This window comes from Pedobacter sp. MC2016-15, assembly GCF_026239695.1.
In the GTDB taxonomy this organism is placed as follows: domain Bacteria; phylum Bacteroidota; class Bacteroidia; order Sphingobacteriales; family Sphingobacteriaceae; genus Pedobacter.
The window spans coordinates 130986-145620 of sequence record NZ_JAPIVS010000006.1 but is presented as its reverse complement, the minus strand read 5'-3'; the positions used below and the strand labels follow the sequence as shown (position 1 = coordinate 145620).

11 protein-coding genes are annotated in these 14635 nt (G+C 39.4%); all 11 read left to right on the top strand.

All coding sequences use genetic code 11. The annotated features are described in order from the left end of the window. The first annotated feature begins 1143 nt into the window (after positions 1-1143). The 11 genes from OQY15_RS17815 (at position 1144) to OQY15_RS17765 (ending at position 14635) form a co-directional block, all read left to right on the top strand. Positions 1144-1764: a hypothetical protein gene (locus tag OQY15_RS17815; RefSeq protein ID WP_265793261.1), complete on the top strand. Its 621-nt coding sequence runs from the start codon at positions 1144-1146 to the stop codon at positions 1762-1764. Next, the gene (locus OQY15_RS17810) at positions 1751-2503 is read left to right on the top strand and encodes a hypothetical protein (protein WP_265793260.1); all 753 of its coding nucleotides are present in this window, start codon (positions 1751-1753) and stop codon (positions 2501-2503) included. Before OQY15_RS17815 ends, OQY15_RS17810 begins: the two co-directional genes overlap by 14 nt. Before the next feature lie 459 nt (positions 2504-2962). Continuing rightward, on the top strand, positions 2963-4594 hold the full coding sequence (locus OQY15_RS17805; RefSeq protein ID WP_265793259.1) for a M1 family metallopeptidase: 1632 nt from the start codon (positions 2963-2965) through the stop codon (positions 4592-4594). Positions 4595-4767: 173 nt separating this feature from the next. Beyond that, positions 4768-5451 carry a response regulator transcription factor gene (locus OQY15_RS17800; RefSeq protein ID WP_265793258.1) on the top strand — a complete coding sequence of 228 codons (684 nt, stop codon included), beginning with the start codon at positions 4768-4770 and terminating at the stop codon, positions 5449-5451. 5 nt (positions 5452-5456) lie between these two features. Continuing rightward, entirely contained in the window at positions 5457-6713 is a 1257-nt protein-coding gene (locus OQY15_RS17795; protein ID WP_265793257.1) for a HAMP domain-containing sensor histidine kinase, read from the top strand. Between the two features lie 81 nt (positions 6714-6794). Then, complete coding sequence (locus tag OQY15_RS17790) at positions 6795-9251, top strand: TonB-dependent receptor (protein WP_265793256.1); 2457 nt, start codon at positions 6795-6797, stop codon at positions 9249-9251. A 75-nt stretch (positions 9252-9326) separates the two neighbouring features. Continuing rightward, positions 9327-10010, top strand: a complete 684-nt coding sequence (locus tag OQY15_RS17785) for a response regulator transcription factor (protein WP_265793255.1) — start codon at positions 9327-9329, stop codon at positions 10008-10010. Between the two features lie 200 nt (positions 10011-10210). Next, entirely contained in the window at positions 10211-12067 is a 1857-nt protein-coding gene (locus OQY15_RS17780) for an alkaline phosphatase family protein (protein WP_265793460.1), read from the top strand. Between the two features lie 24 nt (positions 12068-12091). Next, positions 12092-12889: a phosphatase PAP2 family protein gene (locus OQY15_RS17775; protein WP_265793254.1), complete on the top strand. Its 798-nt coding sequence runs from the start codon at positions 12092-12094 to the stop codon at positions 12887-12889. Between the two features lie 179 nt (positions 12890-13068). Next, positions 13069-13545, top strand: a complete 477-nt coding sequence (locus OQY15_RS17770; RefSeq protein WP_265793253.1) for a phosphatase PAP2 family protein — start codon at positions 13069-13071, stop codon at positions 13543-13545. A gap of 85 nt (positions 13546-13630) precedes the next feature. Next, positions 13631-14635 (top strand): hypothetical protein, encoded by a 1005-nt coding sequence (locus OQY15_RS17765; protein WP_265793252.1) that lies wholly within the window; start codon positions 13631-13633, stop codon positions 14633-14635.

Genomic DNA, 14635 nt, shown 5'->3' with positions numbered 1-14635 from the left:
ATCATAATTTTCAACCTGATGTTCCAGTTACATTATGGCTCTAGGCTCCTCACAGTCGATAAAAATCTGGTTTAAGGCATTTCAAGAAAACTTTGTGCGTACCAAATTGAAAGAGTTTTTCGATCAAAACTAATATAGCTTGCTAAGCTATCACGTTTCGTATACCTTCCTTATCTCCTTTTCCAATTTCAATACACCTTCTTTAGTTACATACACCTGAGAAACATTTGTGTCTTTTCCTGGAAGGTCGATATATCCAACTAACATTCGGTTCAAAGCAATATTATATAGTCCCTTTTGACCTTTCACTGAAATAACTACAAAATTTTGATCATCAACTTTGATGTTAACTAGTCCATATGATATTATATTAAGAAGAATGATTGGAACACTATTACTAGATAGTAACTTTTTTATACAGGCGCACAGGATGCGTTACCCCTTGATGTTTTTCCTGATTTCTGGATCCGGGTTGCGGATTTAGCTCATGATGGGCAAATTATTTCCATTAATAAAGTTTATTCGAAGCTGGCGACTGGTAAAGACGACTTGGGGTAAAGTTGTAAATACATGCATCTCATTAATTTCTTTATTGTTTAATTAAATCTTAATTATTATATTTGTGATGTTAAAATAAATTGAATATGAGTAATTGTTAAACATTATATTAATTTTGTAACATCTCAAAAAAATTGAGGTGTTCTATTTAAGAACCTCGTCAAAACAAATGTGGAAATTTATGATCTCGAGGATAAGTAGAATGCCGGGCTGCCTATATTTGCAAATGTAGGTCCGGCGCAGCTTATTGTAGAGATCAGAATAGCTTTGCTATTCCCCGCTTCCACCGGGTAAGTTTTGACTACAAGAACTGTCGCCGGACCTATGTTTTTTAAGGCCCTTTTTCATTTCTTGTACAATGGTTCTATTGAAAACTTAAATCAATAGCATCCAAATGAAAAAGAAGAAATTCAGTACCGCCAGCAGTAACCACTTTTCATCCATCAACAGCCAAATCAGCGCCAAGCCGCCTGATTGATCCATCCGTTTTTGCCTTTTTTTCCTAATCCACGCTAGCGACGAAATACTCGCTATGGCCGCGCTTTGTCCAAATTGTCCAATTATTAACCGTAAACTAAAATCAAAATGACAACCATCAAAGAAATCCCCGCATTACAATTTGAAACCATCTACCGTATCATGCTCAAAAGAATTGGTAAAGGTTATACCGCCGAACAGTTGTCCTTCCTGATTGGCGCACCTGAGCGTTACATACAGGAGATCGAAGAACTTGAAAGACCTTTTTACTCCCCGCAAGACCTCGATAGAATTGTAATTGCTCTTGAAGAGAGCAATCCTGAAAGTATGTTTCCCCGTTCAGAAAGTGAAACCATTTATAGAATCATTGTGTGCAAAGAATATGATCAGGGCAAGTTTATTCATGCTTATTATCGCGTTAACGAAGATGATCACCAGGAAGAACTTTTCAGGCTATACGAAGAGGGTTCCCCTGAATTCAATGACATGATCAAAAGTGAAGAGACGATAGATCTGGTGAGTGATACTATAGAGGTGCTGATCCGCACAGGATATTTCTATGAGCCTAAAATACCATATGAAATCTTTGAAACCATCAATAAGCTCAGGCCCGAACCCATAAACCCATATTTTATTCAGTTTGCACTAGAAAGGTTTCAGGCTGATGGTAATGGTAAATTACGTTTAGTTGGATCAGCACAAGAAGCCTATTTTTATGAGCAATCTTAGTCTACTTATCCGTATCCCTCAGGATCTGAGGGATACGGTTACTGCATTACATATTGAGCCGGCAGAAATGATGCAGCAATACTTTGACACCTTTCGTTTTTATCCGTACTTCAGCACGAGGAGCGAACAGGAAAAATCAGGTATTCTATCCAGCGTTAGACATGGATTTACTGAGTTTCAGCAAAGTGGGAACATTTACGTTGATCCCATACTTGAAGAAATCAATCAGCGGTACTGTGAACTGCTGGTCAAACTTAGCAATGATACTAAGCTTTCGCCACCAGCGCATGATCAACAAAGCATACTATTAATTGACAGCTGGGAGAAAGAAGCGCGCCCCCTCACCAATTATCCCCAGGAATTAGTGCTTGAAGGTGATGGCAGGCTACGACTAAGTTTCAACTTTATGCTCTGCAATATATGTTTTGGCCAGAAAATCAAGAGGCTGGTAAGTATGTACATGAAACGTATTTCAATGGTTGTTCTGTATGCGCATGCCTATCCCGGGAACGCATTCAACAACAAAATGGTGATGCAGTTCTTTGAAAGCTTAGTAAAAGACCAGGGGCAGGCTTTTTTGCCCAGGACGACTGACCAAACCGCTTTAATTGAAGAATATCGCAGTAAGCTGGTGGATCTTTTTGAAGAGATGACAGGGGTCAAAAATTATCAAAAGCGAGTAAAAGTATTCAGGCCTTTGATCAAAGAATGGACCGCAAAAATGGAAGAAATCAATTAATCATATTACTGGCCGTATATCGTTCGTATACTGTTCGTAGTTTGTTCGTGGTCAAGCTATGGTTAGCCTATACTTCAGCTATGTTTGAACTATACCATGTTTACCCCATATCTACTCCAACTTTACCATAACTTTACCCAAATGGTATACAAGGGGTAAAGTTGTAGTGAAGTTAAGGTACACTTGGGGTAAACATGGTATAGTGCAAGTATAGTTCAGCCATAGTCAAACTATAGCTTGACTACGAACAGTATACGAACGAAATACGAACAGTATATAAATCATTACAGCAACTTGTCAAGTCCTGGAAGCACCGCCAGAGAACAGTATTTGGTGCGCTAAACCCTTGAAAGCAGCCTTCAGTTAATTAGAATGCTGACTTAAGTTAATTTATGATAACTTTAGTAAATATGCTGGTTGTCTCAATTTCATCCGGTTAATTGAAAAATTCTAACGACGATGAAAATACGCAGTTACCTTGCCCTTACTTTTTTTATATTTTTTGCCACCCCCTTTTTTACTTTTGCCCAATTTGAGCGCGGTAAAGTCAAGTTCACACATGCAGATTCTTTACGAGGCAGTTTAACAACCCTTCGAACCTGTTATGATATTAACTATTATCACCTGGACGTGAAATTTGATATTGATCAAAAACATATCAAGGGAAGCAATCTGTTTAAGTTTACAGCTGCACAGGATTTCGATCAGTTACAGTTCGACTTGTTTGCCAACCTGAATATAGACAAAATAACTTATCGTAAAAAAGAACTGCCTTTTAAAAGAGATGGTGATGCAGTATTCATCACCTTTCCGGGACTTATAAAAAAGGGGGCTCAAGATGAGTTTACCGTCTTTTATTCAGGATATCCCATTGTAACCAAAAAGGCGCCTATGCTGGGAGGTATAGTCTTTTCTACTGATTCCATGGGAAAACCTTTTGTCGCGACCGCATGCGAGGGGACGGGTGCAAGTGTCTGGTGGCCCAATAAAGACCACCTCTATGATGAGGTTGACAGTATGTTGATCAGTATCAGCGTGCCCAGTCATTTGAAAAATGTTTCGAATGGAAGGTTAAGGAAAGTGACCAATCTTAAGAATGGCTATACCCGTTTTGACTGGTTCGTTGGCAGTCCGATTAATAATTACAATGTAGCAGCCAATATCGGCGATTATACAAACATTAGTGATAGCTATCGGGGGGAAGGCGGTGAATTAACCCTTGACTATTGGGTGCTTTCTCATAATGTGGAGAAAGCAAAACTGCAGTTTAAAGAAAACGTAAAATCGATGTTGTCCTCTTACGAGTATTGGGCGGGGCCATACCCTTTTTACAAAGATGGATATAAGCTGGTGGAAGTTCCTTATCCGGCGATGGAGCATCAGAGTGCTATTGCGTATGGCGGTTTCCTGAAAGGATTTCCACCGAATGAATTTGTTGGAGTAGAGGGTGGAACGAAATGGGATTTTATCATTTTGCATGAGAGTGCACACGAGTGGTTTGGAAATAGTATCACTACTAAAGATCTCGGTGATTTGTGGATTCACGAAGGTTTTGGGACTTATTTAACCTATCTGTTTGTTGAAAGTCAGTATGGAAAAGATGCCGCACAGAAAGCAATTTTCCTTACCCGCCCGGGTATTTCAAATGATAGCCAGGTGGCCGGCCCATACAATGTGAATCAAATGGGTTCCGGAGATATGTATTCGAAAGGAGCAGTACTGCTAAATATGGTTAGACTAGTGATTAATGACGATGAAAAATGGAGGAGTATTCTGCGTGGCCTTAATACCAAATTTTACCACAAAACGGTTGATTATAGTGATGTCGTTAGTTATATTTCCAAGGAGTCTGACAGGAATTTTAATTCCATATTTGATCAATTTCTGAAATACAAAAGTCTACCCGTCCTCGAGTTTATAGAGAAAGATGGCAAATTGAATTGTCGATGGGTTGCCGAAGCAAAAGATTTTAATATGCCGGTGCCAGTCAGGATTATAGGAGGGAATTATAAACTCATTTATCCTTCGTCAAACTTTTCTGTAATAGACATTGCCGGGATTTCCAAAGGGAATATTGAGGTGGATATCTAGAATTTTTATATTGGACTACTTTATAATTAATTATATCAGGAAATCGATATAATGAGTGATAACAACCCTTAGAGTAAGGCAGTTTAAAATAAAATTTCTTGTATCGGGCTTAATTTGTAATATAGTTGAAAATAAAACTTCTTTAAAGCTGCTGACCTTATTAATTACCGAAGATGAAAATATTAATAATAGAGGATGAAGTTGAACTGTCTGACAGTATTAGTAAATACCTCAGTACTGAGCAATTTGCTTGTGAGGCTGCATACGACTATCACAGCGCAATTGAAAAGATTCATCTGAATGAATATTCCTGTATTATACTTGATATTACCTTGCCAAATGGTAGCGGACTCGATATTTTAAGTGAGTTAAAAACAATGGATAAGGCTGATGGAGTATTGATCGTGAGCGCGAAAAACTCCATGGATGATAAGATTATTGGGCTAAATACTGGTGCCGATGATTATTTGGCTAAGCCATTTCATTTACCAGAACTTGGCGCCCGTGTCTCGGCTATTATCCGCCGCAAATCATTCGGTGGGCGTAATCAGATTAGAATCGGTGATTTTGTACTCGATATCCTTGATAAAACATTAAAACATGAGAAGGATACCATTCCGCTTACCCGTAAAGAATATGAATTGCTGCTCTACTTGTTGAGCAACAAAAACAGGGTTGTAACAAAGGAAGCCATTGTTGAGCATCTGTGGGGGGAGGACATTGATTTATCAGACAATTATGATTTTATCTACTCCCATATCAAAAATTTAAGAAAAAAAATGATGAACGCCGGTTCTCCTGACTATATTAAAGTAGTTTACGGTATGGGATATAAATTTATCGTGCCCTCAGAATAAAGAAAATGAAATTATTTACACGATATAACCGCATAAGCATGGCTGCAATGGCAGCCTTATTTTTGATTGTGGGCGTTGTTTATTATGTATTGCTCAGTAAAGTGCTTGTTCATGAAGTGGATGAGGCACTGGAGAAATATGAGAAGCAAGTGCATAAATATGTAAGTAAAAATGACTCCCTGCCAATTTTCAAAAATTTTGAAGAAGTGCAGGTAGAATACCATGTGACAGATCGTTTTCGTAAAAAAAAGATAAGTCAGGCACTCATTTACAATCATGATGACCGCAAATCTGAGACGTTTCGTCAGATCGTCTTTTCACAGCGTGTGAATGGAGTCTGGTATGAAGTGTCTGTGGCAAAACCACTGGAAGGGACTAAGTTGCTGACAAGAACCTTAGTATACAGTACTTTAGTGATTCTTTTATTCATGATTGGAATATCTGTGTTGCTAAACCGTCTGATCTTGAAAAAGCTATGGAAACCATTTTATGTGTCCATGAACGAGATGAAGGGATTTAAACTTGGCAGCCAGAAAGAACATGAATTGCCAGATACCGATATTGAAGAGTTTTCGATGATGAACGATATACTATCAAAGGCGATAAATGGAGCAAAAGATGAGTACAGGATACTGAAAGAGTTCACAGAAAATGCATCACATGAGATACAGACCCCGCTGGCCATCATCCGCTCCAAGCTTGATCTGGTTATTCAGGATGAGGATTTGTCAGAGGCGCAGAGCGATAGTCTTAAAAGCGCCTTCGCTGCTGTAAGCAGATTATCTAAACTCAATCAGTCGCTGCTTCTTCTCGCAAAAATTGAAAACCAACAGTTTAACCTCGTTGAACCGATTAATCTGAAAGACAAACTTGGGGAAAAACTCAGCCAGTTCAACGAATTCTGGGAGGGAAACCAGATCAGGGTACATACTGATTTGAATGCTGCCAGCATCATAGCCAATCCCGAGCTGATAGATATCTTATTGAACAATCTTTTAAGTAATGCAGGCCGTCATAATTTAGAAGGGGGCGAAATATGGATCACGCTGAGTCCCGGTAAACTTGAAATCGCTAATACAGCCAAACAGGAGGGACTTGATACTAAAAGACTGTTCGGCCGTTTCTACAAAGAATCACAATACAGTAAGTCTAACGGACTTGGATTGTCTATAGTAAAACAGATATGTGATCATTCCGGACTGAAAATTCAATATTTATTTGCGGATAAAAAGCACATTTTCATGTTCAAATGGCTGAGTTAAGGTTTATTTGGGATTGGTCAGGATCCATCTACAGAAACTCTACAGATTTTAGCGTTTTTTTTGTGTTCATACGAACCCATTATGACGAAATACCTGCTCACTTATCTCTTGATTGCTTTTTTTTATACAAGTATTAATGCACAGACGCAAGCAACCACTACCGGAACAATATCTTCCAAGATTATAGATGCCGATACGAAACTCCCGGTTGATTTTGGTACAATAAATGTTTACCCTCAAGACAGCCAAACAGCTGTCAGAACAGTGTCTTCAGATCCCAAAGGTTATTTCACCATCAGTAATCTTCCTTATGGGGAGTACCGTCTCAGCATTGGTTTTATGGGGTATCATACTTACGGAGCAGAACACATCATTATCAATAAAGAAAGGCCACGTGCCGCACTGCAGAGCATTTTACTAAGCTCTTCTGAAAAGGTGCTAAATACGGTTAATATTACAGCTCAAACACCGACTGTCCAGAATAAAATGGACAAGTTGGTTTACGATCCTGCAAATGATCTTAGTGCCCAGGGAGGAAGCGCCATTGAGGTCTTAAAGAAAGTCCCTATGCTTACAGTTGATATTGATGGCAATGTAGAGTTATTGGGTAGTCCCGGCATTAATTTCCTGATCAATGGTAAGCCCTCAACAATTTTTGGCGCCAGTCTAAGCGATGCACTGTCATCTATCCCAGCAAGTCAGATTAAAAATATTGAAGTAATCTCCAATCCAGGAGCAAAATATGATTCGCAGGGAACAGGTGGTGTCGTGAATATCATCTTAAAAGATAATAATGTAAGCGGAGTTAACGGGACTGTCAATCTTTCTGCCGGAACAAGGCTCAGTAACGGCTCTTTCAATCTAAATGCAAGGAAGAATAACTTTGGGTTCAATACTTTTTTTAGTGGCAATACACAACGAAATACCACTTCTCCCTTAGAGAAAAGGCTGACGAACAATGATGGAATAGACCTTTTACAGCAAAACGGCTTTAACAGGATTAAAAAGAATGGATATCAAACCGGAATTGGGTTAGACTGGAACGTTACGCCTAAAGATAATCTTACCGCTACAGTTGGTTACAACAGGACCAGTAATAACAGTCTGGATGCGGCAAATCAGTTACAGACTTCTTTCGGCAGCGATGGCTTGCCTATGAGTGTAAATTCCAACCGTAATTCTGGTAGCGCCAATAATGGGAATACCTTACAATGGAGCCTGGGGTACAAAAAGAAGTTTGTTAAAGAAAATCAGGAACTAAACTTTCTATACCAATCCAACATCAACAATAACCGTTCAAGTTTTAATCAGCTGCAGGATTATACAAACCCTGTGTCTCCTTCAACCGGGGCCAGCAGCTACAGTCCGGGCAAGGTGAGGGAAACGGGTTTTGAACTGAACTATGCACAACCGCTATCAAAGAATTTCATCATAGAAACCGGTGGTAAAGCTTTTTTAAAAACGATAAGCAGTGTAATAGATGCTCAGTTATATCATCCGGATACGCAATCTTATATTCCTGATCCCTTACAGTCTTATAACTTTAAGTATACAAGGAATATCTTTGCATATTATCTTTCTGCCTCTTTCAAAGCATTTAATGTTCTGGATGTAAAAGCAGGGGCGAGATATGAGTATACGGTTAACCATACAGATTACGCCAATACTACTATACCCAATTTCGGAGCGTTAAGTCCATCCTTAGTGATTTCACATCAGATTGATGAAACACAATCTGTAAAATTAAGCTACAGCAGGCGATTTGAGCGTCCGGACTATGACGAGCTGAATCCTTTCCTCAACCGAAGTGACCCCTATAATATTTCTTCAGGCAACCCGGCACTTAGACCAGAGATCGCGAACAATATTGAGCTGGGATATAGCAAATCATTTAAAAATGGGGCTTCTACCAATATCACAGCCTATTACAGGCATAATGGTGACGACATTAAAACTTTTACCGATTTCTATCCCAGCTATCTCGAAGGGGACATCACTTATACGAATGTTTCTTACACCAGCAGGATCAATACAGGCGGAGAGGACCGTATTGGCAGTAATATTTATGCAAGTGTTCCCCTTGGCAGTAAATTCACACTGCGGTCTAATGTGCTGATCTCTTCCCGCTCAATTGTCTTCAATTATAAGGGCACAAATCAGAATACTAAGGGAATGGAATATCGCGTAAATCTCAATGCCGCTTACCAGTTTCCAAAGGATCTATCTGCTGAGGTTTTTGGAAATTACAATTCTCCAAAAGTAGGTATTCAGGGTACCAACGCTTCTTTCCTGTATTATACACTGGCGTTAAGAAAGCAGTTCCTGAACAAGAAAGCAAGTATTGGGTTGAGTGCAACAGATCCTTTTAATAAATATATTAATCAGAATATTACCATCATTCAAGCTGGTAACAGGCAATATACGCTAAGACAAGTTCCTTACCGTTCTGTAGGAATCACCTTTAGTTATAAGTTTGGTAACCTGAAGTTTGATCACAAAGATGACTCATCAAAAGACCCCGATATTCCAACATTATAAAACGGGATCACAGAGATAGCAACTCCAGAATTAATCTAGTTTATGTTGCTTTATTTGTCTGAATAGAAATGTCTTATGAAGATCTTGATAATAGAAGACGAAAAAGAGCTTTCAGATAGCATCAGCAAGTATCTGAGCACTGAACAATTTACTTGTGAAGCCGCATATGATTTCAACAGTGCCATGGATAAGATTCATTTGAACGAGTATTCCTGTATTATCCTGGATCTTACACTGCCAAATGGTAATGGTCTTGATTTGCTTAAAGAATTGAAAACGATGGAGAAGGCAGATGGCGTCCTGATTGTAAGCGCCAGAAACTCCCTTGATGATAAAATTACAGGTTTGAACACTGGTGCCGATGATTATCTCGCCAAACCATTTCATCTGCCGGAGTTAGGCGCACGCGTTTCTGCAATTATCCGGCGTAAATCATTTGGTGGACATAACCATATCAAGGTGGGGGAACTCAGCCTGAATCTTGACGAAAAATCACTAAAATCCAATAAGGATACCATTGCGCTCACCCGCAAAGAATATGAGCTACTATTATATCTGCTGAGCAATAAAAACAGGGTAATAACAAAGGAGGCTGTCGCGGAACACCTCTGGGGAGATGATATCGATATGGCGGATAGTTATGATTTCATCTACTCACATATCAAGAACCTTCGAAAAAAAATGATGAGTGCAGGTTGTCCTGATTACATCAAAGCGATTTACGGGATGGGATATAAGTTTATTATTCCAAATGAATAGCAGGTGTTATCGACGAACAAACCATATAAAGCAGCAAGCTGAAAGTAACTTCAGAATTTGTACAGAATTGAATAATACCTTTCCTCATTAGTCAATTTTATTAGTGATAAATGATCTTTAAAGGTAGATACAGCGTACTATTTTCGTTTTTTACAATCTTTGTTTTTGCTTCTTTTTTAGTCAGGACAGGTTTGTTATTGGTGTCTTTGCCGAAAACGCATTTCGGGGTTTTATCTATTATAGAACTCTATATACAGGGCTTTATTTACGATGTAGCCGTAGCTTTGTTTCTCGGGACCCTGTTTAATATTTATCTGTTACTACTGCCATCAAGATGGACAAGTACAAGAGCACATAGCGCCATCACCTATATCTGCCTGTTTATTTTACTCTTAATTTCATTCTTTTCCTTTTTTGCAGAGATTACTTTTTGGCAGGAATTTGAAAGCCGGTTTAATTTCATTGCGGTGGATTACCTGGTTTATACTTATGAGGTTGTAAATAATATCAATGAATCTTACCCCTTACCTTTATTGATAGGGGGAGTTCTGTTCCTGGTGTTGTTGGTAATGTGGTTTCTGTCCAGAAAAAAAGTCTTTGTTAGTGCATTTCATGGTCAAATGTTATTTCGGAAGAGGCTATTGATCTCAGGAGGACTCCTGTTGATTACAGTTTTGATTCCTTTAATTTGGAGTAATTCTTCTGCCGAGAGAGGTAACAACAGGTACCAGAATGAGCTTTCAAAAGCCGGTATCTATTCTTTTTTCGCTGCTTTCAAAAGTAATGAACTCAACTACAATGATTTTTATTCTTTATTAAACAAGGATCAGGCTTATCGGCTCATCCGATCGGAACTTAAAGAAAGTAACAGTCGTTTTCTCAAAGAAAATAACTCGATAAAACGGCAAATCTTCAATGCTGGCCCGGCTTATAAACCAAATGTGATCATGATCACTGTAGAAAGCCTCAGTGCAGATTTCTTAAAGCATTTTGGTAATACACAGAAATTGATGCCGGTGCTCGATTCTTTGGCCGACCAGAATGTGCTCTTTACCAATATGTATGCTACCGGAACAAGAACAGTGAGGGGGATGGAAGCCTTAACTTTGTCTGCTCCGCCTACTCCGGGAAGCAGCATCGTAAGAAGGCAGCATAATCAAAATCTGGCTACTGTAGGGCATATTTTTGAGCAAGCGGGTTATCAACGTACATTCTACTATGGTGGAGATGGTTATTTTGATAACATGAATGAATACTTTGGAAGCAATGGATTTGATATTACCGACCGTGGAAGAAGTATAAAAATGGGAGATACATATCATACCAAAAGAAGCATCATTACCAACAACCAGGTTCATTTCGAGAATGCCTGGGGCATCAGCGACGAAGATTTGTATGATGCCGTTTTGCGCGGTTCTGATCAGCAGTATAAAGAAGGCAAGCCATTTTACAATTTTGTAATGACTACTTCTAATCACCGTCCTTTTACCTATCCCTCCGGAGAAATCGGTATCCCTTCCGGAAGTGGCAGAGAGGGCGCCGTACGCTATACTGACTATGCCATCGGGCAATTTTTAAAGCACTTGCAGCTTAGGCAATGGTTCAAAAATACGGTGGTGATCATCATCGCAGATCATTGCGCATCAAGTGCTGGTAAGAATGAGATAGATATTAATAAATATCACATTCCATGTATAATCCTTAACCTGCCGCAGGCCAGGAAAAAAGTAATCAGTAAAATGTGTTCACAGATTGACCTGTATCCAACTTTATTTGGGTTAATGGGCTGGACTTATCAAAGTAATCTTTTCGGAAAAAATGTGCTTGATACAACTTATCAGCCGAGAGCCATCTTTGGTACCTATCAAAAGCTGGCGTATCTGCATGACGATAGTCTGGTCATCCTTGGTCCACAGCAAAAAACGGAGACCTTTCTATATCATAAGGTCAAAAATGAACAAATACCCACACACTTATCTCAGGGAATAATCAACAGAGCGATTGCAAATTATCAAACTGCTTATGACTTGTTTAAGAATGGCGGTATGCATCAGTAAGCAACAGATTACTACAGTAAAAATATGAAACTCTTCAGTCACCTTAAAATTCAATTTTTTATCCTGTTAACTTCTTTTACAGGATTTGTTTCGGCTCAAACAATACAGCCTCAGCAACCTGATTCTACCACTGCAAGTCCGGTATCAGTGATGAAGCTGCGCGGCCAGAATCCACCAACTGTTAAGTCCTTCATTGTACCAGCTGTTCTGGTTTCTTATGGACTGCTATCATTAGGCAACAACGCAATCCGTACGCTGGACTTTAATACCAGAGCAGAACTTCAGGAAGATCATCCGTTATTTGCAAACCACGTTGATAACTATTTGCAGTTTGCTCCAATGGTGGCTGTTTACGGATTAAACCTGGCAGGTGTTAAAGGCAAGCATGGCGTTGTTGATCAGACAGCATTATATCTATTATCGTTTGGTATCATGGGTGCTACTACTGGAACGATTAAACGTTTAGCAGACAGACCACGTCCAGATGGCTCCAATAATTATTCTTTCCCTTCCGGACATACTGCCAACGCTTTTGCCGCTGCGGAATTCCTGAATCAGGAATACAGGGATGTTTCCCCATGGATAGGTTACGCTGGATATACCGTAGCCACTGCAACGGGTGTATTGCGAATGTATAATAACAAACACTGGGTAAGTGATGTTGTTGCAGGAGCTGGAATTGGTATCGCATCAACGAAAATCGCTTATTTGATTTATCCTCACCTTAGGAAATTAGTAATTGGTAAGCAAAGCATGCAGTACTCAATGGTGCCAATGTATCAACAAAAGGCAGCAGGAATAGCATTCAGTGGGACATTTTAATATTAATAATGAAATTTCTAAGCGTAAATAACACAAAGCTACTGACTAAGATCATCTTCTTATTCATTGCTGCATTCATCATATTAAGTTGCCTTATTTACTTTTTTCCTTTATCGTTTGTGGATCTTAAGATATCAAAGGAAATTCAGGAACATCAGAATCCAACATTGGATCATTTCATGACTTTCATCAGTTGGTTTGGTACTATGCCATATTCTGTGATTACTGTAGGTGTAGTAGCTTTAATGTTTTTAATATTCAGGTACAGGAAGGAAGCACTTTTCACCTTGCTCACTTTGTCAGCTGGAGTAGTGAGTACTGTGACTAAAATGTTAATCAATCGGCCAAGGCCTGCTAAAGACCTCGTTAGGATTATAGAAGTCACTAAACAGCAAAGTTTCCCCAGCGGGCATACTTTATTTTATACGGTATTTTTTGGTTTTCTAATCATCGTGATGGGCAAGCTAAAATCTGTTAACTATTATCTTCGGATAATTGTTATTAGTTTTTCTGCAGCAATGGTCCTGCTGATTCCTTTCTCCAGGATTTATCTGGGTGCACATTGGTTTACGGATGTACTGGGCGGGGCTATGCTAGGCGTACTGTGTTTACTGATTCTGGGATATTTCTATTTGCCAAAAAAGGATGTAGGATAAATGATCTTTTAACACTTTAACTTCAGAAAATCTACAGATTCTAACAGGAATTTAGTGCGGCAGCAAAAAACAACTGTTAAGGACTATGACGCAAGTGGCCAAATCGATTGTTTCCAAACTCATCTGTAGTATTATCCTTTGCCTTCCCTTTCTTGGTTTTTCGCAGGGCAGACAAAGGCTCGGTCTGGTAGATAAGATAGATCTTCCTAAATTAAAGGGGCGCACTACACAGATGGCATATGATCTCCAAAATAGCAGATTGTTTCTATCTGCGCCCGATCAACATACTGTGGAAGTGGTTGATCTCAAAAAAAAGAAACACCTCATCAGTATCCCGGGGTTGAATGATCCTCAGGGAATTTTCTACTACTCACAGACAAATGTTTTATACGTAGCTACAGCGGATGGTAAAGTGCTTGCGATTGATGCGCGGAATTACCGAAAGATAAAAACCTACAGCTTCAAGGACAAGTGTAGTAACCTCCGTTTTGATCCGGTCAGCAATCAGCTATTTGTTGGGGTAGGAGCTAAATCTGGTGAAATCGGCGTGATTGACCTGAACAAAAATGAAATTATGGGACATATCGCCCTGGCTGGACCTCCGCAGCAGTTTGAGCTTACAAAGGATTATCTGATGGTGAATGTGCCTAAACACAACCGGGTGCAATTGGTTGAGCGGAAAACTTCAAAAGTAATGAAACACTGGCGGCTGAAAGGCAATAACGACAATATCACTATGGCTGTTGACAGGAGAAACCATTTGCTCTATGTAGGTCGTAGCAGCGGGCAACTGCTGATATATTCTACTTTGACTGGCAGAGAACTGGGAAAGGCAGCGATCAGTAAAAACGTCAATAGTATTGTTCTTGATACGCTGCATGCTCAACTCTACATCTCATCCGCGGAAGGTTTTGTAGAAGTCTTTAGAATAAGACCTCGAAGACTTACGTTAGTGCAGAAAATTCCTCTCAGGGCTGGTACAGCTGCCGGACTCTTTATGCCTGAAACGAATCAATATATGATAGCTGAACCCAGAAAAGGGACGCTTCCGGCGGCTGTAAAAATCTTCAGGCCAGAAACCATTTTGTAA